The organism is Sphingomonas sp. AC435 (assembly GCF_979253005.1).
In genome coordinates this window covers 449,666-473,954 of sequence record NZ_CEEDCJ010000002.1, presented here as the reverse complement: position 1 = coordinate 473,954, position 24,289 = coordinate 449,666, and the positions used below count along the sequence as shown (strand labels likewise).

Below are 24,289 nucleotides of genomic sequence, written 5' to 3'. Positions count from 1 at the left end.
TGCACGATGCCAAGTAAAAACGATCATATGTTGCGAACCCGCAACAGCCTAGACTGTGGCTGCGGCCCTCCACGCCGCAAATCCGCGCTCCAGATCGGCGATCAGGTCGCTTGTGTCTTCCAGACCGACCTGAATGCGCACCAGCAAGCCGGTGTCGGCGCGCGTCGTGACGCTGCGGTGGCGCTGAGGATCGATCGGGATCGCAAGGCTCTCATATCCGCCCCAGCTGTAGCCGATACCGAACAGGTCGAGCGTATCGATGAAGGCGGTGCGCGCGGCGTCGTCCCCGCCCGCGAAGGCGAACGAGAACAGGCCGCTGGAGCCGGCGAAATCCCGCACGAAATTCTCATGGCCGGGGCAGTTCGGCAACGCGGGGTGGTATACCGCCGACACTTCCGGCCGCGTGTCGAGCCAGCCTGCGATCGCAAGCGCGCTCTCCTGATGCTGGCGCAGGCGGACGGCCATCGTGCGCAGCCCGCGACTGCCGAGGAAGGCATCGTCGGGGGCGACATGCTGGCCAAGCTGAAAGCTGGTGTCGCGCAGGGCGGCGAAGCGGCCGGGACCGGCGGTGACGGAGCCGAGCATCGCGTCCGAATGACCGACGACGTATTTGGTGCAGGCGAGGATCGTATAGTCGATGCCGCGGGCGATGGCCGGGAAGAACAGTGGCGTCGCCCAGGTATTGTCAAGCAGGGTCGCGATGCCGTGCGCCTTGGCGACGGCGACGATCGCGGGAATATCCTGCACCTCGAAGGTCAGGCTGCCCGGACTTTCCATGAAGATCGCGCGCGTGTTCGGGCCGATCAGGTCGGCGATGCCAGTGCCGATCATCGGATCGTAGAAGCGGGTGGTGATCCCGAAGCGCCGGAGCAGGCCGGTGGCGAAACCGCGCGTGGGGTCATAGGCGCTGTCGACCAGCATCAGCTCGTCGCCCGGCGACAGGACCGCGAGCAGCGCAGCGGCGACCGCCGCGACGCCGGACGGATAGAGGAAGGTCCCCTCCGCGCCCGGCTCCAACTCGGTCAGCGCGTCGGCCAGCGACCACTGCGTCGGTGTACCGCGCCGTCCGTAGAACAGGCGATGATGGGTATCGCGACCGGCCGCAGCGCGCAGATGGGCGACATCGTCGTACAGGATCGTGGATGCCCGCCACACCGGCGGGTTGACGATCCCCGAGGTCCATTCCTTGCGGCGGCCCGCGGTGACGACCTTCGTCGCGGGCTTCGTATCGTCGCGATCGTTCATGCTTCGCCCGTCGCCTTGAGGGTGGAGGAGTCGCTGCCCCATTCGGTCCAGCTGCCGTCGTAAAGCGATGCCTCGCGACCGAGCAGATGCGCGCCGAATGCCAGCACGGCGGCGGTCACGCCGGAGCCGCAGGTCATCGTCATCGGTGCGTTCAAATCGACCCCCGCCGTCTCGAATGCCGCCGACAGTGCCGCACCGCGCTTCCATGTGCCGTCCGCCTCGAACAGGCGCGGATAGGGAAGGCTAAGCGCGCCGGGAATATGGCCGGGCGCGGCGCCGTGCGGATCGGGTTCTTCGCCGGTGAAGCGGGTGGCGCTGCGCGCGTCGATCACCTGTTCCGCACCGGTGGCGAGATTGCCCTTCATCTGGGCGAGGGTGCGCAGCCGCGCCTCGTTCCATTCCGGCGTCGCGTGGCGGGGTTTCGCATCATGCGGTCCCGTCTCTAGCGCGCGACCCTCCGCGCGCCATTTGGCGAGGCCGCCGTCGAGGATCGCGACGCTGCCGATGCCGTAGCCGCGGATCAGCCACCACGCGCGGGCCGCGCTGTTCCACGGGGCATCGTCGTAGAGGACGATGCGAGTGCCGTCGCCGAGGCCGAGCTTGCCGAGGCGGCTGGCGACCTTGGCGGGGCCGGGAAGGGTGTTCGGGAGCGGCGAGTCGGTGTCGCGAAGTTCGGCGAGGTCTAGGAACACCGCGCCGGCGATATGCCCTGCCTCGAACTCCGCGCGGGCGTTGCGCCCCAGCGAAGGGTCGAGCAGGGTGGCGTCGGCGATGCGCAGGTCGCGCTGGCCCAGCGATGCTGCGAGCCATTCGGTCGTGACGAGGGAGTCCATATGCGCGCCTCTAGCGGATGGCCGAGGGGTTTGTCGAAGGGTGGCGGACGATCAGTAGGGCGGACCGCTGGCGTCGAGCGTGTCGAGGAACTCAGCAGCTTGATCGCGGGTCGCGGCCTGTGCGTCGGCGGGCTGTTTGTCCCATGTGCGGTACGGCATCGCGAGGCGCGGATTGCGGCCGAGCGTTTCCCGGTGCCGTGCCAGGAAGTCCCAGTACAAGGCGTTGAACGGGCACGCATCCGGTCCGACCCGCTGCTTCACGTCGTAACGACAGTGGCGGCAATAATCGGACATCCGGTCGATATACGCACCCGACGAGACATAGGGTTTCGACCCTACGAGGCCGCCGTCGCCGAACTGGCTCATGCCCAACGTGTTCGGCAATTCGACCCATTCGTACGCGTCGACATAGACCTCCAGATACCAGAGGTGGACCGCCTTCGGATCGGCGCCGATCAGCAGCGCGAAATTGCCCGTGACCATCAGCCGCTGGATGTGGTGGGCGTGTGCGGTGGCAAGCGTCTGGCCGATCGATTCGCGCAGGCAGTGCATCTCGGTCTCGCCGGTCCAGTACCACGCGGGCAGCGGGCGGCGGTGATCGAGGTGGTTGCGATCGACATAGTCCGGCCCCTCGCGCCAATAGATGCCGCGCATATACTCGCGCCAGCCGATGATCTGGCGGACATAGCCCTCGACGGAGTTCAACGGTGCGCGGCCGGCATGATATTCCGCCTCCGCCTGGCGGCACAGATCGATCGGGTCGAGCAGGCCGGAATTGATGTAGGGCGACAGGATGGAGTGCCAGAGGTGACGCTCGCCGGTCAGCATCGCATCCTCGTAATCGCCGAACTGCGGGAGGGCGTGGCGGAAGAACATATCCGCCTGACGCTCGGCATCGGCGGCGGTGACGGCCCAGTCGAATCCGTCGAGCGAGCCGGGATGATCGGGGAAGCGCTCGGCGATCATCGCGATCACGTCTCGCGTGATCGCGTCGGGCGCGAAGGCGAGGGGGCGGGGCATGAGCAGGTCGGCCTTGGCCGGCTTGCGATTGTCCTTGTCGAAGTTCCAGCGGCCGCCGACCGGTTTGGCCCCGTCCATCAGCAGGCCCGTCTTGCGGCGCATGTCGCGGTAGAAGAACTCCATCGTGAGTTCGCGGCGACCCTCCGCCCAGGCGTCGAACTCCGCATGCGTGGCGACGAAGCGGTCGTCGGGATGGATATCGACTGGGATGCCGAAGATCGTCTCCCACCCGTCGATCATCGCGCGGACGCGCCACTCGCCGGCTTCGGTGACGGTTATGCGATCGGGATCGTGACGCTGGATCGCGCGGGCGAGCTCGCCGGTGAAGCTGCCGGCGTTATCCGGGTCGTCGAGCGGCGTGTAGTCGACCGTCCAGCCGGCCGCGCGCAGTGCGTCGGCGTGGTGGCGCATCGCCGAGAGGATGTAGGCGAGCTTCTGTTTATGATGGCGGACGTAGGTCGTCTCCTCCGCGACCTCGACCATCAGAACGACCGTGTCGGCCGGGTTCTGGCCGCGGAGCGAGGCCATATTCGGCGACAATTGATCGCCCAGGATCGGCACGAGCGTTTTCATGCAGGCATCATCTTCCTATGTGCGGGGACATGACCCCCATGCATCTCGGCCAGACCAGCGCGCTGCCCGCATCCCCCGAAGCGGCGGTGCTCGACTATGTTCCCAATCCGCGGCCCGGCCGTACCTATCTGGTGCGGTTCGCGGCCCCCGAGTTCACCAGCCTGTGCCCGGTGACGGGACAGCCCGACTTCGCGCATCTGGTGATCGATTACGTGCCCGGCGAGACGATCGTCGAGTCGAAATCGCTGAAGCTGTTCCTGGGCAGTTTCCGCAATCATGCCGCGTTCCACGAGGACTGTACGGTAGGAATCGGCGAGCGGCTGTTCGACGAAATGGAGCCCGCTTGGCTGCGAATCGGTGGCTATTGGTATCCGCGGGGCGGTATCCCGATCGACGTGTTCTGGCAGTCGGCCGCGCCGCCAGCCGATTTGTGGCTCCCGGATCAGGGAGTTGCACCTTACCGCGGCCGTGGATGACCGTGTTCGATGACGGGCGTGTCATGCAGCGCAGCATATTATTGTTGCGCTGCAGCGACTTCCACGAAACTTTCCCTCCGATGAATGGTTTATGCCAGTTGTAGCAGGCAGACCGGGAGTCGCCGATGCACCTAGCGAGGGAAATACGATGGTAGAAGCAGCCGCGGCCACGATCGATCATCTCGTCATGATCGGCAACTTCCTGCCGCGGCAATGTGGGTTGGCGACGTTCACGACCGACGTGTACACCGCTGTCCGCGAACGCTTTCCCGACATCGCCCTCGACGTCTACGCGATGGACGATCATCCCGGCCGCTACGATTATCCAGACGCGGTGACCGGGGCGATCCCGCAGAACGAACTATCGGCATATATCGATACGGCGCGCGTCATCGAATCGAGCGGCGCGCAGGCGATTTGGCTCCAGCACGAATACGGCATCTATGGCGGGCCGGCGGGGGAGCATATCCTCGCGCTGCTGGACCGGACGACGCTGCCGCTGATCGTGACGCTGCATACCGTGCTGGAGAAACCCAGCCCCGACGAGCGGCGCGTGATGGAGGGCCTGTTGCGTCGTGCATCGCGCGTGATCGTGATGGCGGAGCGTGGGCGCGATATCCTGAAGCGCGTGTACGGCGCCAATCCGCGCCAGATCACGATGATCCCGCACGGCGTGCCCGACCGCGACCTGATCGATCCCGCGTCGCGCAAGGGCCAGTTCGGTTGGGAGGGGCGGCCGGTCGTGCTGACGTTCGGCCTGCTGGCGCCGAGCAAAGGCATCGAGACGATCATCGAGGCGCTGCCGGCGGTCGCCGAGAAGCATCCGAACCTGCTGTACGTCGTGCTCGGCGCGACGCACCCGAACCTCGTGGCGCACGAGGGCGAGAAATATCGCGATCGGTTGAAGGCGCTGGCGGCGGAAAAGGGCGTCAGCGACAACGTCGCGTTCGTCGATGGCTTCGTCGAGCATGACGAACTGATCAGTTACCTGGAGGCGGCGGACATCTACGCGACGCCGTATCTGAACCCAGCACAGATCACGAGCGGCACGCTGTCCTATGCGGTCGGCGTCGGCAAGGCGGTGATCTCCACCCCCTATGTCCATGCGACCGAGATATTGGCGGACGGGCACGGCGTGCTGGTCGATTTCAAGGATGTCGCGGCGTTCGCGCGTGAAATGGATCGCCTGCTGTCGAACGAGCGTGATCGCAAGCGGCTGGCGGAGCGGGCCTATGCGCGGGGCCGGACGATGATCTGGCCGCGCCTCGCGGAAGCGATCCTGGCCGAAACGGTCCGCGCTGTCGCTCACAAGCCGGAGCGCATTGTAAAGTCGCTGCCTTCCTTTCGCGCCATCGCCCCCGATTTCGCCGCCGTCGAACGGATGAGCGATTCGACGGGCATGTTGCAGCACTCGATCTACTCGGTGCCCGACCGTCGCCACGGCTATTGCATCGACGACAACGCCCGTGCGCTGATCCTGGTCAGCGGCATGCCCGATCTCGACCCGATACTCCGCGACAAATGGACGACGATCTACGCGTCGTTCATCCAGTACGCCTGGAACCCGGACAAGCGCCGCTTCCGCAATTTCATGCGGTTCGACCGCGCATGGTGCGAGGATGTCGGGTCGGAGGATTCGAACGGTCGGACGTTGTGGGCGCTCGGGATGGTCGCGCGGGACGCTCGCGAAGCCAAGCACCGCGACTGGGCCGGGGCGATGTTCGACTCGACCGCCAGTCTGGCGCTGGAGCTGGGCTCGTTGCGGGCGCAGGCGTTTGCGATGCTGGGCGCGGCGGCGATCCTCGACGCGAAGCCGGGCCATGTGCTGTCGCTGGAAATCCTGACGCAGCATGCGGCGTCGCTGCTGAGCCTGCTCGAAGAGGCGCGGCGGCCGGAATGGCAGTGGTTCGAAATCGTGCTGGCCTACGACAATGCCCGCCTTCCGGAGGCGCTGATCCGAGCCGGCCGGGCGCTCGGTCGCGACGACCTTGTCCAGTGCGGCCTGTCGACGCTCGAGTGGATCTGCGGCAAGCAGACGTCTCCCGAAGGACGCTTTCGCGCGGTGGGCACCGAGAGCTTCTTTCGACCCTATGCCGAGCCGTTGCAGTTCGATCAGCAGCCGCTGGAGGCTCAGGCGACCGTCGAGGCGTGTGTCTCCGCATTCGAGGCTACGGGCGATCGCCGTTGGGTGGCGGAGGCCGAGCGCGCCTATGGCTGGTTCATGGGGTTGAACGATCTCGATCTGCCGCTGGCGACGGCGGCGGACGGGGGGTGTTTCGACGGACTGATGCCGACCGGCCTCAATCGCAACCAGGGCGCGGAGTCGATCCTGGCGCTGCAACTGGCGAGTTGTGCGATTTGGGGGCTATCGCAGCCACGGGCCGACGTGGCAGGGACGACGCTCGCCGCCGCGTGAGTACCGGGCCTTCGGGACCGGCAGCGTGGCGACCATCGTCTGCCGGGAGCGAGGGTCCGGAATCGCATGAACCTGTTCACTCACGAAATGCGCCTGCACGCCGATCCGTCGCGCGTGGTGGTGCGGCCCTTCCACATCGCCTGGAGCGGCGGGAACGGCGCTGCGCCCAGCCGAACCGAGCGGCTCGTCGCCGAAGTTCTGCAAATGGACGGTTCACAGGCGCGTGAAGAGCTGGAGGTCGTCCTCAAGGATTTCGAGGCGCGACACTGGCAGACGCGGCGCGTGTTCATGACGCGATACGACGAGATCGAGGAAATGCTCGGCCTCGACGGCAGCGAGATCGGCGACGAAAAGCGGCAGCTGATCGGCGCCTATTTCTGTCACGAGTACAGCTATGCCGCCGCGGCGCTGATGAACCCCAGCGCGGTACCGCATTTCGACCAGTCGGGCATGCCGCCGGGTAGCTTGCGCATCCTGATGTCGATGCGCGCAGTGGGCGAGGGGCACATCTCCTCGGTGGCGTTTCGTGAAGGGATCATCACCGACCAGCATGAACTGCAACTCGCGCCCGAGCCGCCGTTCGCGACCGCCACCGACGCGGTTGGCAGCGACCGCGAGGAGATGCCGGAGGGTCCGGTGACAGTGTATCGCCACCGCGATTCTACGCTGTCGGGCACGGTGATCTTCCCGATCACGGCGGCGCAGTCCAAGGGGCTGGAAGACCTGCGCATCGTGCGGTTCCAGCATGAAGACGGCACGTTCGAATGGATCGGGACCTATACTGCCTATAACGGCTCGCAGATCCAGTCGGAGCTGATGCGGACGCGCGACTTCCGCGCGTTCGACCTGGTGCCGATGACGGGCGGTGCGGCGCGCAACAAGGGCATGGCGCTGTTCCCGCGCAAGGTCGACGGCCAGTATATGATGATCGGCCGATCGGACGGCGAGAACCTGTTCCTGCTGAAGTCGGACGACCTGACCCACTGGGAGGACGGCGCGAAGATCCTTGTGCCGGAATATCCGTGGGAGCTGGTGCAGATCGGCAATTGCGGTCCGCCGATCGAACTGGACGAGGGATGGCTGCTGCTGACCCACGGTGTCGGGGCGATGCGGAAGTATTCGATCGGTGCGGTGCTGCTGGACAAGAACGATCCCTCAAAGGTGATCGGCCGCACGTCCGAGCCGCTGCTGGCGGCGAAGGATCAGGACCGCGAGGGTTACGTACCGAACGTCGTGTATTCGTGCGGAGCGATCCGGCATGGCGACGCGCTGTTCCTGCCGTACGGCATCGCGGACAGTTCGATCGGTTTCGCGTTCGTGGCGATCGGGGATCTGCTGGAGCGGATGTGATGCTGCTGGCGTTGCTGTTGCAGGTTGCGGCCCCCGGCGCTGCCTTGTCGGAGGCGGAGACGCTGGGGCGGCGGCTGGCGGAAACCGGGACGCTCGCAACGATGATCCCGATGCTGGTCGAAAGCGATCTCACCGAGTTGGCCGGCGAGACGCCCGATCTGTCGGCGGCGGAGCGGACGCGGCTGTTCGCGATCGGGCATGAGGAAGGGGCACGGGGGCGCGGGAAGCTGATCGTCGCGCTGGGCCGGGCCTATGCCGCGAAGCTGTCGCTCGCCGACCTGCGTGTGCTGGTCCGCAATGCCGAGATGCCGGCGACCCAGCGCCTGCGCCAGGCGACACCTGCGGCAATCGCGCAGGCGATGCAGACGCTGGGCGAGATGGACCTGAAGAAGACCGTCGCAGCGCGGCTGTGCAAGGACACCGGCAAGCGCTGCGAACGGTGACGGCTCACGCCGCCGCCACCCTCCGCGCGTAGCGGTAGAGGAGGGCCACGAGCGCGAGGAACAGGATCGTGCCGCCGATGAGCGCGACGGGTTCCCATGCCGCCCCAACGATCGCCAGCGGCGCGTCGGAATTGGTCGCATAGACGAGCCCGGCGAAGGCCACGCCCCACAGGCTTTCACCGACGATCATGCCCGTCGCGGCCAGCACGCCGAACCGCTCGGCCGCCTCCGGGTCGCTTTGACGCTTCGCCCAGCGATCGTAGACGGAACCGATCACCGCGCCGAGCACGACCGGCAACGTCACCGTCATCGGCAGGTAGACGCCAAGGCCGATGCCGAGCGGGGGCAGGCGCAGGCGGCCGGCGCGGCCGAGCAGTTCGTCCACCACGACCATGATCGCGCCCGCCAATGCGCCCCAGCCGATCATCGCCCAGTTGAGATCGCCGCCGAGTACGCCCTTGGCAAGCGCGGAGATCAGCGCCGCCTGGGGCGCGGCAAGTGCATTGGGGCCGGCACCGGGCGCGCCGACGAAGCCGAGCGTGCTGCCGAGCAGGTTCAGGACCGGCGGCACGACGATCGATCCGAAGATGACGCCGAAGATCAGCGCCACCTGTTGTTTCCACGGGGTCGCGCCGACCAGTTGGCCGGTCTTCAAGTCCTGAAGATTGTCGTTGGAGATGGTCGCGACGCCGAACACGATACCGGTGACGATCAGCGCATAGGCGACCAGCGCCTGTGTGGTTTCGGGCGGCGTGCCGCGCCCGAACAGGCCGACGAGCATCAGGCTGGCGGCGAGGACCGACAGGATGCCGATGCCGGACACGGGGCTGTTCGACGCGCCGATCAGGCCCGCCATGTAACCACAGACGGCGGCGATCACGAGGCCGATGACCAGCACGAACACCAGCGCGCCGGCGATCAGAGGCACCGCCGACGCCGCGAGCGGCCCACCGGCGATGACGGTCCACAGCAGGATGCCGATCGGCACCAGCATCCCCAGCGATACGATAAAGACGAGACCGATCGGCAGATCGCGCTCCGTCACGTCGACGATCGCGCCGCCGCGCTTCGCCTTCGACGCGGCAAGCGCGGAGCGGACGCCGCCCACCACTGGCCCGATGATCTTCGCCAAAGTCCAGATCGCGGCGACGCCGATCACGCCCGCGCCGAAGAACCGCACGTCGCTGCGGAACACGGTACCGGCCCAGGTCGCGACATCGGCGGCAGGCATGGGCGACGCGGCGGTGAGGATCGGCAGGACGATCCACCAGCCGACGATGATGCCGACGAACATGGCGAGGCCAACAGACAGGCCGACGAGGTGCCCAGCGCCGATCAGCGCGAAGGACAGACCGCCGGCGATGCCGGTCGCGCCGCTACCGGCGCGGAACCACAGGGCGGCTTCGGCGGCGACGAGGCGGGTCTGGGTCAGGATCGCGAAACCGGCGGAGACGAGCGCGCTCCAGACGATCACCCATAGGCCGCGGGCGCTTTCGGCGGCGCCTTCACGGCTTCCCGCACCGACCTTCAGCACCTCCGCGGCGGCGCGGCCCTCCGGATAGGGGAGCGGCGTATCGAGGACGAGGGCGCGGCGTAGCGGGACGGAGAACATGACGCCGAGAATGCCGCCGAATGCGGTGATCGCCGCCGTCGTCAGATACGGAAAGCCCTGCCACCAACCGATCATGACAAGGCCGGGCAGGACGAAGATGATCGCGGCCAGCGTTCCCGCCGCCGAGGCGACGGTCTGGACGATGTTGTTCTCCAGGATCGTCGCGCCGGGCAGGTAGCGCAGGATCGCCATCGAGATCACCGCGGCGGGGATCGAGGTGGCGAAGGTCAGCCCGACCTTCAGGCCGAGATACACGTTCGCGGCGGTGAACAGCAGCGTGATGATGCCGCCCAGCGCGATGCCACGAACCGTGAGTTCGCGCATCTGAGTGGCTGGTGCGGAGCCCGTGACGGCGGTGTCGGTCATGCCTGTCCTGTCGGGATCGAGGGCGAAGTGGAGGAAGTGGAGGTATTCGCGCGGTGTCGGCTCAGGCCGAAGTGGAGGTGACCGGAGGGTGTCTGCACCTCGCATGGAGTAGCGGCGGCGTGGACGCGGTCTTCGGATCGGGCGGTGTGGGGCAGGGGAGTGACCTTCGCGTTCATGTGGCGTCTACGGCTGGGGGTAAGTGCGACGTGACCGCCGAGTGACCTGGACCGGGGAATATCATGTCGCGTGCGTGTAGGACCGTCAAATCCGGTGTGGTGTCGCTTTGCGTTCGTAGGGTTTCAGATGTTCCTCCCCTGCAAGGGGAGGTGGCGCGCAGCGCCGGAGGGGTGTCAACGCTGGCCGTCTCACCCCTCCGTCAGCCCTGCGGGCTGCCACCTCCCCTTGCAGGGGGGAATGGGGGGTACGCCATGCACGCTTCTCGACACGCTCCCCGCGACGCTCTAGGCGCGGCGGCGGTTCAAGGGGGAACGACATGGCGGACGCGTTGCGGGTGGCATTGGCCGGGCTGGGGACGGTGGGCGGCGGGGTCGTCAAACTGCTGGACGCCAATCGCGAGCTGATCACGCGGCGCGCGGGGCGGCCGATCGAGGTCGTCGCGGTGTCGGCGCGCGACCGCAGCAAGGATCGAGGCATCGACCTGTCGCGCTTCCAGTGGATCGACGACACGAGCGCGCTGGCGCAGCAGGCGGATGTCGACGTGGTGGTCGAGCTGATCGGTGGATCGGACGGGCCGGCGCTGACGCTGGCGCGGGCGACGCTGGCGAAGGGGCGGCACATCGTCACCGCCAACAAGGCGATGCTGGCGCATCACGGGCTGGAGCTGGCGCAGGCGGCGGAGGCGGCGGGCGCGGCGCTGAAGTTCGAGGCGGCAGTGGCGGGCGGTATCCCGGTCATCAAGGGGCTGCGCGAGGGCGCGGCGGCGAACGAGATCGGCCGCGTCTACGGCATTCTCAACGGCACCTGCAATTTCATCCTGTCGAAGATGGAAGCGGAAGGTCGCGACTTCGCCGAGGTGCTGGCGGAGGCGCAGGCGCTGGGCTTCGCAGAGGCGGACCCGACGTTCGATATCGACGGCATCGACGCCGCGCACAAACTGTCGATCCTCGCCAGTCTGGCGTTCGGGACTCAGCCGGCGTTCGAGCATGTCGCGGCGACCGGTATCCGGCACGTGCTGGGCGCGGATATCGCGGAGGCGGCGGCGCTGGGATATCGCGTTCGGCTGGTCGGGCTGGCGGAGGCGGGTAAGGCGGGGCTGTTCCAGCGCGTGCATCCGCATCTGGTGCCGATCGACCACCCGCTGGCGCATGTCACCGGATCGACCAACGCGGTCGTGGCCGAGGGCAATTTCGTCGGCCGGCTGCTGTTGCAGGGCGCGGGAGCGGGCGAGGGGCCGACCGCGAGCGCGGTCGTCGCGGACCTGATCGATATCGCGCGGGGCGAATATGGCCCGCCGTTCGCGATGCCGGCGGCGTCGCTGGTCGCCGCCGAGGTCGCGGATGCGGGCGAGCGGCGCGGGCGTGCGTATCTACGCTTCCTGGTCGAGGACCGGGTCGGCGTGCTGGCGGAGATTGCGGCGGCGATGCGCGACGCCGGCGTGTCGATCGAGAGCCTGATCCAGCGTGGCGCGACTGCGGACGGGCATGTGTTGGTCGCGATCGTCACGCATGAAGGACCGGAGCGAAGCGTGGCGCAGGCGCTGGAGCGGTTGCGTGGTTCGCCGAGCGTGGCGGGGTCGCCGCTGTGGATGCATATTCTGGGGTGAGTTGGGGAGGGCGTCCTGTTCTTGCGCGCAGGCGAGAGGCCAGTGTTGTCGTTGGCCGGCCGTACTGCTGCTTGGCCCACTGGGTTTCCGCGTTCGGGGGAACACGGGCAGCGCTGATCCCCCTCATCTTGTGGGGGCGGTTTCTCGACAGGGGCGTCGCCAAGGCTCTACCCCACCCCAGCCCTCCCCTTGCAGGGGAGGGAGTGAGAAGGAGCTAGCGTAAGGCTGGCGTTGTACCGCCGACCCGCGGCACAGGCGGATCGTCGAGCGGGATCGCGACGCGGTTGGATTTGTCGACTTTCTTCTTGCCCTTCAGGCTGCCGGCAATGTCGCGGACGAGGGCCACGGGATTGGTCGCCTGACCGGGTTCGTCGCAGCAGCTGTTCGGGTCGATGAGTTTGCCGAGTAGCCGGACCGCCGCGACACCGCCGCCGATCATGTCGACGCCGACCTGACATCCGCCCTGCACCGTGGCGCAGGGGGCGGCGGTGGCGTTCATCGCGACATCGGGACGCAGATAGGGGTTGATCGGCGTCGGTCGATCGGGTGGGCCGCGTTCCGCGGGCAGGGGTAGACGTTGCGTCGGGATGACGGTGGCGCAGACGACGACCTCCTCGGGCGTCGGCGGAGGCTGGCGCTTGCAGGGCTCGGTTTGCACGGGCGCGAGGATCGAGAAGCGCTCGGGCGCGGCGCCGGGCGTACCGGCCTGAAGCGAGAGGATGATCGCGGCGAAACTCATCGGGGGCGCTCCGGTCGGGAGCGGCAAGCCTGCCCGCTGGGAGCGCCGCGGTAAAGCGTCAGGCGACCGGCGCTACGCCGAGGCGGGGAATGTCGATCGCCGGGCAGCGGTCCATCACCACCTTCAGACCGGCGGCTTCGGCGCGGGCGGCGGCGGCTTGATTGACGACGCCGAGCTGCATCCACACCGCCTTCGCACCGATCGCGATCGCTTGGTCGACGGCCTCTCCAGCGGCGTCCGAGTTGCGGAAGATGTCGACGATGTCGATCGGATCGCCCAGCTGGGCAAGCTCGCGGAAGACGAACTCGCCGTGGATGTGCTCGCCGGTGATCTGCGGGTTGACGGGTATCACGCGGTAGCCGTGGCGCTGGAGCGCGGCCATGACGCCGTAGGAGGGGCGGTTCGGCCGGTCCGAGGCGCCGACGAGGGCGATCGTCCGGGCGGACTCCAGCAGGTCCTTGATATCGGCGTCGGCGGTGAGGGGCATGGCGAGACTCCTGTGTCGTCCGCTCAACGCGGTCCGATAGCCGCCGGTTGCGCCGGGGGCGGCAGGCGGAGCCACGCATCGACCGTGGCGGCGATCGGCGCGAAGACGGTGTCGACCGCTTCCGCCGCGGGTGGCTTGCCGGCGTCGGAGGCGGCGCGGATCGATCCCGTCAGGGGGATGCGGCCGAGGAACGGGATGCCGAGATCGGCGGCCGCCGCCTCTGCGCCACCAAGGCCGAACGGGTCCGAAATCTCGTTACAGTGTGGGCAGATATAGCCGGCCATGTTCTCGATCAGGCCAATGATCGGGATGCCGGCCTTCTGAAACAGGTCGATCGCGCGGGTGGCGTCGATCAGCGACAGGTCCTGCGGCGTCGACACGATCACTGCGCCGGCGGGCCGGTATTTCTGGACCATCGTCAACTGCACGTCACCGGTGCCGGGTGGCAGGTCGAGGACGAGCGTATCGGCGCGGCCCCACGCGCCCTCCACCAGCTGGCCGAGCGCGCCCGCCGCCATCGGCCCGCGCCACGCGATCGCGCGGCCGGGTTCGACGAGCTGGCCCATCGACAGCAGGGGAACCCCGTAGGGCGTGAGGACGGGGATGAGTTGCTTGTCGAGCGCTTCCGGGCGGGTGCCCTCGACTCCGAGCAGGCGCGGTTGCGAAGGGCCGTAGATGTCGGCGTCGACCATGCCGACGCGGCGACCGGCGCGCGATAGCGCGATGGCGAGGTTGGCGGCGATGGTCGACTTGCCGACACCGCCCTTGCCGCTGGCGACGGCGATCAGCGCGCGGGCGGAGCGTTCGGCGGTGGCGACGATGCGGACCTCCGTCACGCCTGTGCGGCCGGTCAGCGCGGTACGCAGCGCGGTCTCCATATCGTCACGTTCGGGGGCGGACAGGCCGGTCGCATCGAGCACGATGCCGGCGCGCGTGCCGTCCATCCTCAGGGTGGCGCGGTCGCCCGCGATCGCGGTCACCGCCGCCTCTGCCGTATCATAAGTAGTCATGCGACGCGGGAGATAGGGCCGGGGAGGACGCTTGCCACTGTTTTTCGTCCGAACGTCTTCCTATAGAGGACGGATGAGCATCCTGCCGCGCTGGCGCAAGCGCCCCACTGTCCTCGCCGTCGAAACTCCGAAGGGCCCCTGGGGCGGCGGGGAGAATAGCGGCGGGGGGCCGCGCAATCCGTGGTCGCTGCCGCCGGGCGGCAAGAAGCCCGCGGGCAGCAATGGCAACGGTCCGCGCCCGACGGCGCTCGACGAGTTCCTGAAGAAGGCCCGCAACGCGGGTGGCGGCGGTAGCGGTGGCGGCGGGTTTTCCGGCCTGCCGACCGGCCCGAACGCGCGGATGCTGTGGGCGATCGGCGCGGCCATTCTGGTGGCGATCTGGCTGGTGTTCACCTCGATCCATCAGATCGCGCCACAGGAGCGCGGCGTCGTGACGTATTTCGGTCGCTATGCCGGGACCTTGCAGCCGGGTGTGCAGATCACGCCGCCGGCCCCGATCGCGCGCGTGCAGACCGTGAACGTGCAGGGCTTTCGCACGGAGAACTTTCCGCGTGGCGATGGTGTCAATCTGGCGCTGACCAAGGACCAGAACATCGTTGACCTGACCTATTCGGTGCGCTGGAACATCGCCAATCCGAGCGAATATGTGTTCGAGCTGCGCGAGCCGGAAGAGACGGTGCGCGCCGCGGCGGAGAGTGCGATGCGCGCGGTGATCGCGAACACGACGCTGGATCAGGCGCTGGGCCGCGGCCGCACGACAATTGAATCCGAGGTCAGCGAACTGACGCAGTCGATCCTCAACAGCTATCGCGCAGGCGTGCGCATCCAGAGCGTGTCGATCAATCGCGCGAGCGCACCCCAGCAGATCGTCGACGACTTCAACAAGGTGACGGCGGCGCAGCAGGAGGCGGTGGCTGCGGTCAACCGCAGCCGCGCCTATGCGCAGCAGGTCGTGGCACGCGCCCAGGGCGAAGCGGCAGCGTTCGACCGGGTCTATGCGCAGTACAAGCTGGCCCCCGAGGTGACGCGTCGCCGCATGTATTACGAGACGATGGAGGACGTGCTGGCGAAGTCGAACAAGACGATCGTGGAGCCGGGTGGGACCGTGCCGTATCTGCAGGTGCCCAGCGCCACGCGCGCGCCGGCACCAGCAGCGGTCGTGGCAGCGCCGGCCTCGGCGTCGGCCCAGCCCGCAGCGACGACGGGAGCGGGACAGTGAGCGGCCTCTGGAAGAATCCTGTCACGATCGGCATCGCGGCGTTGGTGCTGGTGATTCTGGCCGCGGCGACCTTCGCGATCGTGCCCGAGACGCAGCAGGCGGTGGTGTATCGCCTCGCCCAGCCGATCCGCGTCGTGAACAAGTATCAGGCCGACCAGCCGATCGGATCGTCCGGTGCCGGCCTGATCGCGCGGGTGCCGTTCCTCGACCGCATCACCTGGGTCGACAAGCGCGTGCTGGACCTTGATCTCGAGAATACGCAGGTGCTGTCGACCGACCAGTTGCGGCTGAACGTCGATGCGTTTGCGCGGTTTCGCGTCGTCGACCCGCGGCTGATGCTGGCGACGGCCGGAAGCGAGGAAGGCGTCGCCAACCAGCTACGCCCGCAGTTCGGATCGACGCTGCGCAACGAGCTGGGCAAGGTACGGTTCGCGACGCTGCTGACGCCGGAACGCGGCGAGGTGATGGACTCGATTCAGCGTGGGCTCGATCGTCGCGCGCGCCAGTACGGCGTCGAGATCGTCGACGTGCGTATCAAGCAGGCCGAATTGCCTGAAGGCACGCCGCTGGAATCGGCGCTGCGCCGGATGCAGACCGCGCGCCAGCAGGAGGCGATCACGATCGCCGCAGAGGGGCAGCGTCAGGCCCGCATCGTGCAGGCCGACGCGGATGCTGAGGCATCGCGCATCTACGCCGAGAGTTTCGGAAAGGATGCCGGCTTCTACGATTTCTACCGGGCGATGCAGTCGTATCGGCGGACGTTCGGGGCGGACGGTTCGACCGACGAAAAGGGTGCGACGTCAATCATCCTGTCGCCGAACAACTCCTATCTGCGCGAGTTCATGGCGCCGGGGCGGTAAGCATGCGATCCGGCGCGTTGCGTTGAGCGAAGCACTATGGCCCGGCGAAATCCTGATCCAGGATTGCCGGACCACCTCGATCTTCGCGTCGCGGCTGCATTCGGCTCTTGAAGCGGTGGCGTTCGGAACCACGTAAAAGGCGTTAGACTGAATGGATGCTGCGGGATTGGTTCATATTCAACGACCGTTCAGCCGCTATCCCGCAATCGATCCGGGTACGATCGAAGACGAGAGGACAATATCCTAGTGCGATACGCCTACGCCATTACCGGTGCCCTGCTGCTCGGCGGCGCGACCGCCACCCTCGCCTTGAACCCGAGCGGTGCGCAGGTCGCGCAGAACGAGCCGGGTACGATCCAAGCTGCCGTGCCGAAGGCCGGCGCGCCGATGAGCTTCGCGGACATGGTCGCCAAGTTGCAGCCGGCGGTCGTCAATATCTCGACCAAGCAGACGATCAACCAGCCGGCACAGGCCAATCCCTTCTCCGGTACGCCGTTCGAGGGTTTGTTCGGCGGGCAGGGCGGCGGTGCGCCGTCGCGGCCGCGGCAGGGCGCGTCGCTGGGATCGGGCTTCCTGATCTCGCCGGACGGCTATGTCGTGACCAACGCGCACGTGATCGCGCCGGGTGCGCGCGGGGCGACGGTCAATTCCATTAGCGTGACGCTGTCCGACAACAAGGAATACGTTGCGAAGGTCATCGGTCAGGACCGCGACTCTGATTTGGCGTTGCTGAAGATCGAGGCCAGCAACCTTCCGTTCGTCCGCTGGGGAGATTCGGCGAAGGCGCGTGTTGGTGACTGGGTCGTCGCGATCGGCGAGCCGTTCGGTCTCGGCGGCACGGTGACGGCGGGTATCGTATCGGCGATCAACCGCGTGACGGGGCAGGGCGGCGCATACGACCGCTTCATCCAGACCGACGCGTCGATCAACCAGGGCAATTCCGGCGGACCGATGTTCGACCTGAATGGTAACGTGATTGGCGTGAACAGCCAGATCTTCAGCCAGTCGGGCGGCAACATCGGCATTGGCTTCGCCATCCCTGCGGCGACCGCGAAGCCGATCATCGAGACGTTCATGAAGGGGGGCACGATCAGCCGCGGCTATCTCGGCGTCACCCTGCAAGGGGGGACGATCGACGAGGACACGTCCGCGGCGCTTGGTATTCCGAAGAACCAGGGCGAGCTGATCGCAGGCGTCGAGCCCAGCGGCCCGGCGGCCAAGGCCGGGCTGCGTGCCGGCGACGTCGTCGTGAAGGTCAACGGGCAGGCGGTCACGCCGGACCAGACGCTGTCCTACCTCGTGTCGAACGTGAAGCCGGGCAGCACCGCGCGACTGGACGTGCTGCGCGATGGCAAGCCGGTGACCCTGTCGGTCACCGCCGCGCCGCGTCCGTCGGCAGAGCAGCTAACCGCGACGCTGAATGGCGGTGAGGATTCTGGCGGCTTCGGTACGGATGGCGACAGCGACGATGACGGTGCGGTGACACCGGCCGAGGGCGGCACGCTGGGCTTGTCCGTCCAGCCGCTGACGCCGGGCATCGCGCGAGCGGTCGGCGTCGCGGCGACGGTGCAGGGCGTGGTGATCGGTGCCGTATCCCCGACCAGCGATGCCGCGGGCAAGTTGCAGCGTGGCGACGTGATCCAGTCGGTCAACGGCACGCCAGTCCGTACCGCCGCGGATCTCGCGCGGGCGGTGGCCGCGGCCAAGGCAGCGGGACGCCCGCAGGTGCTGGTGCTGGCGATGCGCGGCCGCAACCCGGCGCGGTTCATCCCGATCAAGATCAAGGGCTGATCCGCGACTTGAGCAGGACCAAGACGAAGGGCCGTCGCTCCCGATTGGGAGCGGCGGCCCTTCCCTTATGGGGCGGGAGCGCGCTACCCTGATGCGGGCAGGAGACGGTATATGGCGGACGGCATCTTCATCGGGCTCGGCCAGAATACCGGCGGCGGGGGCACGCCGCAGGCGATCGATCTGCGCCGGGCGAACCGCCACGGCCTGATCGCCGGCGCCACGGGTACCGGCAAGACGGTGACATTGCAGGGCATCGTCGAGGGCTTTTCCGCCGTCGGCGTGCCGACCTTCGTCGCCGATGTGAAAGGCGACCTGTCCGGGCTGGCAATGGCCGGCTCTCCCACCGCCAAGACGCACGCGACCTTCGCGGCGCGGGCGGCGGAGATCGGCGACACCGACTGGAAGTACCGCGACAATCCCGTGCAATTTTGGGACCTCTTCGGCGAGCAGGGCCACCCGGTTCGGACCACCGTCAGCGAGATGGGGCCGCTGCTGCTGGCGCGCCTGATGGACCTGAACGCGGTGCAGGAGGGGGTGCTGACGATCGCCTTCCACGTCGCGGACAAGGAGGGGCTGCTGCTGCTCGATCTGGACGACCTCCAGGCGATGTTGGCGCATTGCGCGGAGCGGGCGGCGGAACTGACCACGACGTATGGCAACGTGTCGAAACAGTCGGTCGGCACGATCCAGCGCGCGCTGTTGCAGTTGCGGTCGCAGGGTGCGGAGCATTTCTTCGGCGAGCCGGCACTGGAACTGGCTGACATGATCCGGCTGGACGATACCGGTCGCGGCGTCGTCAACATTCTGGCGGCGGACAAGCTGATGGCGAGTCCGAAGTTGTATTCGACGTTCCTGCTGTGGTTGCTGAGCGAGCTGTTCGAGCAATTGCCGGAAATCGGTGACCCCGACAAACCGGTGATGGCGTTCTTCTTTGACGAGGCGCACCTGCTGTTCGACGAAGCCCCTGATGCGCTGCTGGAGAAGATCGAGCAGGTCGTGCGGCTGATCCGGTCGAAGGGCGTCGGCGTGTATTTCATCACACAGAACCCGCTGGATATTCCGGACAAGGTGGCGGGGCAGCTCGGCAATCGGGTGCAGCACGCGTTGCGCGCGTTCACCCCGCGCGATCAGGCGGCGGTGCGCGCGGCGGCGGAGACGTTCCGCGCCAACCCCGGCGTCGATGTCGCAACCGCGATCACCGAACTGAAGGTGGGCGAGGCGCTGGTATCGCTGTTGCAGGCGGACGGGTCGCCGTCGCCGGTGGAGCGGACGCTCATCAAGCCTCCCGCCAGCCGGGTCGGACCGGTCACGCCGGACGAGCGCAAGGTCCTGATCGAGACGGATTGGGTCGGCGACAAATACGACGAGCTGATCGACCGCGAGTCGGCCGAGGAATTGCTGTCGGCCAAGACGCAGGAGGCGGCGGCGTCTGCTGCGGCCGCGCGCTCCGCCGATGCCGACGAGAAGGCGGCGGCGTTGCGCGCGAAGGACGATGCCAGGGCGGCGAAGGACGCAGAGCGCGCGCGGATCGCAGCCCAGCGTGAAGCCGACCGCCAGGAACGGGACGCGGCGCGGGAATCGGCGAACAGCCCGTGGTCGAAGATGGCGACCAGTGCGACGCGGGCGGCAAGCTCGTCGATCGGGCGACAGGTTGCGAACGAGATCGGCAAGCAGGTGTTCGGCACGACCAAGCGGCGGTCGTCGGCATCGTCGGGCGGCATCGTCGGCGGGCTGCTGCGTGGCGTATTGGGCGGACTGTTCCGTGGATGAGGAAAGCGTGATGAGCCTGGACGAGATGGCCGCCGACTGGCGCGGTGCAGCGGACAGCGTGTTCGACGAGGTCGTAACGTTGCGGCGCGCAATTCACGCCGATCCCGAGATCGGGCTCCAGTGTCCGCGGACCAGCGCGCGGATCAAGGCGGCGCTGGCGGGCCTGCCGCTGGAGCTTCGTGAGGGAACATCCACGACCGGGTTCGTGGCAATCCTGCGGGGCGGCGGTATCGACCAGACGGGTGGCAACGGCCGGACCGTGCTGCTGCGCGGCGACATGGATGCGCTGCCGATGCAGGAGGAGACCGGGCTCGACTTCGCAAGTGGCGTGCCGGGGGCGATGCATGCGTGCGGGCATGATTCGCATACCGCGATGCTGGTCGGTGCGGCGAAGGCTTTGTGCGCGCGACGCGATGTGCTGCCGGGTACGGTCGTGTTCATGTTCCAGCCGGGCGAGGAGGGGCACCACGGCGCGAGGTTCATGATCGAGGATGGGCTGCTCGCGGACCCTGCGCCGGACGCGGCATTCGCGCTGCACATCTCGCCCAACCACGCGTCGGGCGTCGTCACGACCCGGACGGGAACGGTGATGGCGTCGGCCGACACGCTGCACGCACGGATCGTCGGTCGCGGCGGCCACGCGGCGATGCCGCAGGGTGGGCTCGACCCGATTCCGGTGGCATGCGAGATCGTGACGGCGTTGCAGGTCTATATCGGGCGGCAAGTGTCGGTCAGCGATCCCGCGGTGCTGTCAATCACGAAGATCACGGCAGGGACGGCGCACAACGTCATACCCGGTGACGCGACGCTGCTCGGCACGCTGCGCACTCTTTCGGAGGCGACGCGGGTGCAGTGTCATGCGGCGTTCGTGCGGATCGTCGAGAACATCGCGGCGGCGCACGGTGCTGTGGGCGAGGCGTGGATCGACACGGGCTATCCTGTGACGGTCAACGATCCCCGCGCGGCGGTGCTGATGCGAGAGTCTGCGGTCGAGCAACTCGGCGAGGATGGATTCGAACCGATGATCCAACCGATCATGGGCGCGGAGGATTTCTCCTATGTGCTGCAAGCCGTTCCGGGTGCTTTCGCGTTCATCGGCGCGGCGCCGGTCGGGAGCGATCCGGCGACGAACCCACCGCTGCACAACACGCGCATGACCATCGACGAGGCGGTGATGGCCAAGGGCGTCGCTCTGCATTGCGCCGTGGCGACGCGGTTCCTGGAACGGGGTTTCGTGGCTGGCTGACGACGTCGATTACCCCGACGGTAGCCGGGGTGATCGGTTCGCGACTAGGGTTTGATAAGGCCGATCTCCACCAGCCGTTGATACAGGTAGTCGTGCGCGGTGATTGGCTCCGGATAGCGGTTCGGGTTCTCGGGCGTGATCGTGCCGGGCAGTGTCTCGATCAGGAAATCGGGCGCCGGGTGCAAGAAGAAGGGCATCGAGTAGCGTGAGTGGCCGCGGCGCTCGGGCGGCGGATTGACGACCCGGTGAGTGGTCGACGGCAGGACGTGGTTGGTCAGGCGTTGCAGCATGTCGCCGACGTTGACGACCATCGCCCCCTCAGGCGGCTTGATCGACAGCCAGCGGCCCCCCTCATCTCCCTGGCTGCGGTCGAGCAGTTCGAGGCCGGCTTCCTCCGCACCGAGCAGCAGCGTGATGAGGTTGATGTCCTCGTGCGCGCCGGCACGGACGCCCTCCGCATCGGCGGGAATCGGTGGATAGTGGAGCAGGCGCAGGACGGAGTTGCCGTCCTTCACCGCCGGGTCGAACCAGTCGGGCGCGAGCTTCAGATAGCGGGCGATCGCCGACAGGAGCCGATCGCCGGCGGCATCGAACGCTGCGAACAGTTCGACGAACGTGTCGCGGAATCCTTCCGGCCGGCTGGGCCAGATGTTCGGCGACATCGTGTCGGCGAAGCGGTGACCGGCTGGCAGTTCGCGGCCAACGTGCCAGAATTCCTTCAGATCGACGTGCTTGGCGTCCTTGGCGATTTCCGTCTTGAAGGGCGTGTAGCCGCGCGCGCCGCCTCCGCCGGTGACGTGGTACTGGCGCTTTTCCGCGTCGGGCAGGGCGAACAGCGCCTCCGTCTCGGCCCAGGCGCGGGCGATCAGGTCCTGCGGGATGCCGTGATCGGCAACGATCGCGAAGCCGAACCGCTGGAAGGACGTGCCGAACGCCTGCGCAAAGGCGTCGGGATCGGAGGCCTGGTCGGCGAGGCTGAGCGTCGGGACCTGGGCGGCGGAAGTGTCGAGCATGATGCGTATCCTTGTTCGGGTCGCATCATAACGGCTTGCTTTCGGGCGGGATAGGTCGGCGCGGCTGGTATGAAAAAGGGCCGGCGGATCGCGCCGCCGGCCCCAGATGTTCTACAGGATCGGTCGATCAGTCGTGGCAGGTCAGTGCGGCCTTGCCGGCCGGCGTGACATTGACGGACTTCTCGTCGCCGGTCAGCTTCCAGCCGCCTTCGGCGGTATAGGGCTGCCCCGCCTCGGGTGCGGTGAGGCGCACGGGAGTGGCGGTGGAGGGGACGCGGACGCTCACCAGCTTGTCACCCTGGAAGAAGGTGACACCGACGAGCGAACCGTCGCCGCAGCGCAGCGTCTTGTCGGCACGGATCGCGGGCGGCAGTTCCACGGGGGCGGCGTTGGCGAGGCGGTTTGCCATCGGATCGGGATTGGAATCCAGCACCTCGGGCTGCTTCGGCTGCGAATTGCAGGCGGCGAGAACGAGGAGGGGGGCGGCGAGAAGGATGGGGTTCTTCATAGCCCGGCCCGCTTTGCCGATGGTAACGCAACCGTCAAGATATGTCAGACAATCCGACTCATTCGTGGAACTCGGCAATTTCCGGGATGCGCCCGAACGCGATCTTCGTGCCGACCCGGTCGAGCCGTCCGCCGCCCAGCGGCCCGACACTGACGGCATTGCGGCCCCAGCGCTGATTGATGCGGTCCATCGCGCAACTGAGCGCCAGCGTCCGCGTCTCCCGCGCGAGCGGATCGTCGGCATCGAGATGCGCCCACAGCGATCCCTGCTCCACCGCGATCGGTTCGATCCCCGACAGCGTCACGCCGATCATCCGCAGCCGGAACCCGCCTGGGCGGGCACGGCCGGCGGCGAGAAGGCGCGGCATCAGCAGCCGGTCGAGGTGATCGAGTACCACGAAGCTATCCTGCGTCGCAGGAAGCCGGGTGTGCCCCGCCCATTTGTCGCGCTTCCCGTCCGCGCGCAGATCCTCGAAGCGGCCATGCAGCACGAGCTCGCGGGCGCGATAGCCCTTGCGGCGAAGGCGACTGGCAGCCTTCAACGCCAGACGGCGGGCAGTCAGCCGAGCACCCTCGATGTCGCGGTGGCGGGGAGAGAGCACGTGGCTGTGACCGACGGTGCGCGGCTGCGACGGCTTTTCCGGCAGGTCAACGCCGTGGAGCAGGTACCAGAGCCGGTCGCCGTCCGTGCCACCCCAGGCGTGGCCGGCGTCGCGCGGACGCCGCTCGCAGAGCTGGCGAATATCGTTGACCCCATCGCGGGCCAGCCGCCGTTCCATCTTCTCCCCGATGCCGCTGATGTCGCGCAACCGCAGCCGGTAGAGCGCGTGCGGTAGGTCCTGTTGTTCGAAGACGACGAGCCCGTCCGGCTTCATCAGGTCCGACGCCAGTTTCGCGAGCAGGCGATTGGGGGCGATGCCGATCGACGACGTCATGCGCTCACCGACGGCCGTGCGGATGCCGGCCTTGATCCGCGCGGCCAGCGCCTCCGCATCGGCGCGGGCGTTTTCGTTATCGAGCAGGCGGCAGGCAACTTCGTCGATCGAACACACCTTGGTGACCGGGATGTGCCGACCGACCTCCGCGATGATCGCGTCGTGGAATTCCACATAGCGTTCGTGCCGGGCAGGCGTGACGACGACATCCGGACACAGTTCGCGCGCGCGCCATACCGGCGTGCCGGTCGCGATGCCGTAGCGCTTGGCCTCGATCGAAGCAGCGATGGCGACGGTGGTGTCGGTGCCGACCGGCGCGACGATGACGGGGCGGCCGCGGAGCGACGGCTGCAATTGTTGTTCGACGCTGGCGAAGTAGGAATTGAGGTCGAGGAACAGCCAGCGCAGCGGGCGGGGCGGGAGGTTCGGCGCGCCGGTGACGCCAACCGAACTGGAGGAAGTGGAGGCGTCGGCGGGTGTGTCCTCCACTTTGCCCGGAATGGCCGTGGCGGAGGCTGGCGATTGCAGGGACAGGGGCGAGTCGCCGGGCATTGTAGAACAATACCAGAACGATCGGAGGTTGGACAGCGGGTGC

General features: G+C 67.5%; 20 protein-coding genes. 10 read left to right on the top strand and 10 right to left on the bottom strand.

Annotated features, from left to right (window positions below):
• Nucleotides 1-48: 48 nt before the first annotated feature.
• Genes metC through AC0CH8_RS05890 form a run of 3 tightly spaced genes read right to left on the bottom strand, consistent with a single transcriptional unit; the run spans nt 49 to nt 3,671 of the window.
• Entirely contained in the window at nt 49-1,245 is a 1,197-nt protein-coding gene (gene metC, locus AC0CH8_RS05900; RefSeq protein ID WP_465239089.1) for a cystathionine beta-lyase, read from the bottom strand.
• Nucleotides 1,242-2,078, bottom strand: a complete 837-nt coding sequence (locus tag AC0CH8_RS05895; protein WP_465239088.1) for a sulfurtransferase — start codon at nt 2,076-2,078, stop codon at nt 1,242-1,244. The genes metC and AC0CH8_RS05895 overlap by 4 nt, the downstream gene beginning before the upstream one ends.
• Nucleotides 2,079-2,129: 51 nt before the next feature.
• A complete protein-coding gene (locus AC0CH8_RS05890; protein WP_465239087.1) occupies nt 2,130-3,671 on the bottom strand; it encodes a cryptochrome/photolyase family protein in 1,542 nt (513 codons plus the stop codon).
• Between the two features lie 29 nt (nt 3,672-3,700).
• Here AC0CH8_RS05890 and queF point away from each other — a divergent pair, with 29 nt between their 5' ends.
• The 4 genes from queF to AC0CH8_RS05870 all read left to right on the top strand — a co-directional run bounded on the left by queF (nt 3,701) and on the right by AC0CH8_RS05870 (nt 8,356).
• Nucleotides 3,701-4,147: a preQ(1) synthase gene (queF, locus tag AC0CH8_RS05885; protein ID WP_465239086.1), complete on the top strand. Its 447-nt coding sequence runs from the start codon at nt 3,701-3,703 to the stop codon at nt 4,145-4,147.
• A 148-nt stretch (nt 4,148-4,295) separates the two neighbouring features.
• A complete protein-coding gene (locus AC0CH8_RS05880) occupies nt 4,296-6,563 on the top strand; it encodes a glycosyltransferase family 4 protein (protein WP_465239085.1) in 2,268 nt (755 codons plus the stop codon).
• 66 nt (nt 6,564-6,629) lie between these two features.
• A complete protein-coding gene (locus AC0CH8_RS05875; RefSeq protein WP_465239084.1) occupies nt 6,630-7,913 on the top strand; it encodes a glycoside hydrolase family 130 protein in 1,284 nt (427 codons plus the stop codon).
• Entirely contained in the window at nt 7,913-8,356 is a 444-nt protein-coding gene (locus AC0CH8_RS05870) for a hypothetical protein (RefSeq protein WP_465239083.1), read from the top strand. Before AC0CH8_RS05875 ends, AC0CH8_RS05870 begins: the two co-directional genes overlap by 1 nt.
• Nucleotides 8,357-8,360: 4 nt before the next feature.
• On the opposite strand, the gene AC0CH8_RS05865 is transcribed toward AC0CH8_RS05870, so the two are convergent.
• Nucleotides 8,361-10,334: an OPT family oligopeptide transporter gene (locus tag AC0CH8_RS05865; protein ID WP_465239082.1), complete on the bottom strand. Its 1,974-nt coding sequence runs from the start codon at nt 10,332-10,334 to the stop codon at nt 8,361-8,363.
• Between the two features lie 493 nt (nt 10,335-10,827).
• Here AC0CH8_RS05865 and AC0CH8_RS05860 point away from each other — a divergent pair, with 493 nt between their 5' ends.
• Complete coding sequence (locus AC0CH8_RS05860) at nt 10,828-12,117, top strand: homoserine dehydrogenase (RefSeq protein WP_465239081.1); 1,290 nt, start codon at nt 10,828-10,830, stop codon at nt 12,115-12,117.
• 214 nt (nt 12,118-12,331) lie between these two features.
• Here the strand turns inward: AC0CH8_RS05860 and AC0CH8_RS05855 are convergent, their stop codons facing one another.
• The 3 genes from AC0CH8_RS05855 to AC0CH8_RS05845 are packed head-to-tail and all read right to left on the bottom strand — an operon-like array spanning nt 12,332 to nt 14,353.
• On the bottom strand, nt 12,332-12,856 hold the full coding sequence (locus AC0CH8_RS05855) for a hypothetical protein (RefSeq protein WP_465239080.1): 525 nt from the start codon (nt 12,854-12,856) through the stop codon (nt 12,332-12,334).
• 58 nt (nt 12,857-12,914) lie between these two features.
• The gene (locus AC0CH8_RS05850; protein WP_204195404.1) at nt 12,915-13,343 is read right to left on the bottom strand and encodes a CoA-binding protein; all 429 of its coding nucleotides are present in this window, start codon (nt 13,341-13,343) and stop codon (nt 12,915-12,917) included.
• A gap of 23 nt (nt 13,344-13,366) precedes the next feature.
• Nucleotides 13,367-14,353 carry an Mrp/NBP35 family ATP-binding protein gene (locus AC0CH8_RS05845; protein ID WP_465239079.1) on the bottom strand — a complete coding sequence of 329 codons (987 nt, stop codon included), beginning with the start codon at nt 14,351-14,353 and terminating at the stop codon, nt 13,367-13,369.
• Nucleotides 14,354-14,426: 73 nt separating this feature from the next.
• Here AC0CH8_RS05845 and AC0CH8_RS05840 point away from each other — a divergent pair, with 73 nt between their 5' ends.
• The 5 genes from AC0CH8_RS05840 to AC0CH8_RS05820 all read left to right on the top strand — a co-directional run bounded on the left by AC0CH8_RS05840 (nt 14,427) and on the right by AC0CH8_RS05820 (nt 21,239).
• Nucleotides 14,427-15,572 (top strand): SPFH domain-containing protein, encoded by a 1,146-nt coding sequence (locus AC0CH8_RS05840; RefSeq protein WP_465239078.1) that lies wholly within the window; start codon nt 14,427-14,429, stop codon nt 15,570-15,572.
• Nucleotides 15,569-16,432, top strand: a complete 864-nt coding sequence (gene hflC, locus AC0CH8_RS05835; protein WP_465239077.1) for a protease modulator HflC — start codon at nt 15,569-15,571, stop codon at nt 16,430-16,432. Before AC0CH8_RS05840 ends, hflC begins: the two co-directional genes overlap by 4 nt.
• 246 nt (nt 16,433-16,678) lie before the next feature.
• Entirely contained in the window at nt 16,679-18,223 is a 1,545-nt protein-coding gene (locus AC0CH8_RS05830) for a Do family serine endopeptidase (RefSeq protein WP_465239076.1), read from the top strand.
• Between the two features lie 111 nt (nt 18,224-18,334).
• Complete coding sequence (locus tag AC0CH8_RS05825; RefSeq protein ID WP_465239075.1) at nt 18,335-19,993, top strand: helicase HerA-like domain-containing protein; 1,659 nt, start codon at nt 18,335-18,337, stop codon at nt 19,991-19,993.
• Between the two features lie 10 nt (nt 19,994-20,003).
• A complete protein-coding gene (locus AC0CH8_RS05820) occupies nt 20,004-21,239 on the top strand; it encodes a M20 metallopeptidase family protein (protein ID WP_465239074.1) in 1,236 nt (411 codons plus the stop codon).
• A gap of 44 nt (nt 21,240-21,283) precedes the next feature.
• On the opposite strand, the gene AC0CH8_RS05815 is transcribed toward AC0CH8_RS05820, so the two are convergent.
• The 3 genes from AC0CH8_RS05815 to AC0CH8_RS05805 all read right to left on the bottom strand — a co-directional run bounded on the left by AC0CH8_RS05815 (nt 21,284) and on the right by AC0CH8_RS05805 (nt 24,246).
• Nucleotides 21,284-22,252 carry an isopenicillin N synthase family dioxygenase gene (locus tag AC0CH8_RS05815; protein WP_465239073.1) on the bottom strand — a complete coding sequence of 323 codons (969 nt, stop codon included), beginning with the start codon at nt 22,250-22,252 and terminating at the stop codon, nt 21,284-21,286.
• 127 nt (nt 22,253-22,379) lie between these two features.
• Nucleotides 22,380-22,760 (bottom strand): hypothetical protein, encoded by a 381-nt coding sequence (locus tag AC0CH8_RS05810; protein ID WP_465239072.1) that lies wholly within the window; start codon nt 22,758-22,760, stop codon nt 22,380-22,382.
• A 58-nt stretch (nt 22,761-22,818) separates the two neighbouring features.
• A complete protein-coding gene (locus AC0CH8_RS05805; RefSeq protein ID WP_465239071.1) occupies nt 22,819-24,246 on the bottom strand; it encodes a Y-family DNA polymerase in 1,428 nt (475 codons plus the stop codon).
• Nucleotides 24,247-24,289: the final 43 nt, after the last annotated feature.

What these genes read in the sequence shown, in the direction of transcription:
- AC0CH8_RS05810 (WP_465239072.1), bottom strand. Translation starts at nt 22,760, where the DNA reads ATGAAGAACCCCATCCTTCTCGCCGCCCCCCTCCTCGTTCTCGCCGCC.
- AC0CH8_RS05815 (WP_465239073.1), bottom strand. Translation starts at nt 22,252, where the DNA reads ATGCTCGACACTTCCGCCGCCCAGGTCCCGACGCTCAGCCTCGCCGAC.
- AC0CH8_RS05865 (WP_465239082.1), bottom strand. Translation starts at nt 10,334, where the DNA reads ATGACCGACACCGCCGTCACGGGCTCCGCACCAGCCACTCAGATGCGC.
- AC0CH8_RS05860 (WP_465239081.1), top strand. Translation starts at nt 10,828, where the DNA reads ATGGCGGACGCGTTGCGGGTGGCATTGGCCGGGCTGGGGACGGTGGGC.
- metC (WP_465239089.1), bottom strand. Translation starts at nt 1,245, where the DNA reads ATGAACGATCGCGACGATACGAAGCCCGCGACGAAGGTCGTCACCGCG.
- AC0CH8_RS05880 (WP_465239085.1), top strand. Translation starts at nt 4,296, where the DNA reads ATGGTAGAAGCAGCCGCGGCCACGATCGATCATCTCGTCATGATCGGC.
- AC0CH8_RS05870 (WP_465239083.1), top strand. Translation starts at nt 7,913, where the DNA reads ATGCTGCTGGCGTTGCTGTTGCAGGTTGCGGCCCCCGGCGCTGCCTTG.
- AC0CH8_RS05820 (WP_465239074.1), top strand. Translation starts at nt 20,004, where the DNA reads ATGAGCCTGGACGAGATGGCCGCCGACTGGCGCGGTGCAGCGGACAGC.
- AC0CH8_RS05845 (WP_465239079.1), bottom strand. Translation starts at nt 14,353, where the DNA reads ATGACTACTTATGATACGGCAGAGGCGGCGGTGACCGCGATCGCGGGC.
- AC0CH8_RS05855 (WP_465239080.1), bottom strand. Translation starts at nt 12,856, where the DNA reads ATGAGTTTCGCCGCGATCATCCTCTCGCTTCAGGCCGGTACGCCCGGC.
- AC0CH8_RS05850 (WP_204195404.1), bottom strand. Translation starts at nt 13,343, where the DNA reads ATGCCCCTCACCGCCGACGCCGATATCAAGGACCTGCTGGAGTCCGCC.
- AC0CH8_RS05895 (WP_465239088.1), bottom strand. Translation starts at nt 2,078, where the DNA reads ATGGACTCCCTCGTCACGACCGAATGGCTCGCAGCATCGCTGGGCCAG.
- AC0CH8_RS05890 (WP_465239087.1), bottom strand. Translation starts at nt 3,671, where the DNA reads ATGAAAACGCTCGTGCCGATCCTGGGCGATCAATTGTCGCCGAATATG.
- AC0CH8_RS05825 (WP_465239075.1), top strand. Translation starts at nt 18,335, where the DNA reads ATGGCGGACGGCATCTTCATCGGGCTCGGCCAGAATACCGGCGGCGGG.
- AC0CH8_RS05840 (WP_465239078.1), top strand. Translation starts at nt 14,427, where the DNA reads ATGAGCATCCTGCCGCGCTGGCGCAAGCGCCCCACTGTCCTCGCCGTC.
- AC0CH8_RS05805 (WP_465239071.1), bottom strand. Translation starts at nt 24,246, where the DNA reads ATGCCCGGCGACTCGCCCCTGTCCCTGCAATCGCCAGCCTCCGCCACG.
- queF (WP_465239086.1), top strand. Translation starts at nt 3,701, where the DNA reads ATGACCCCCATGCATCTCGGCCAGACCAGCGCGCTGCCCGCATCCCCC.
- AC0CH8_RS05875 (WP_465239084.1), top strand. Translation starts at nt 6,630, where the DNA reads ATGAACCTGTTCACTCACGAAATGCGCCTGCACGCCGATCCGTCGCGC.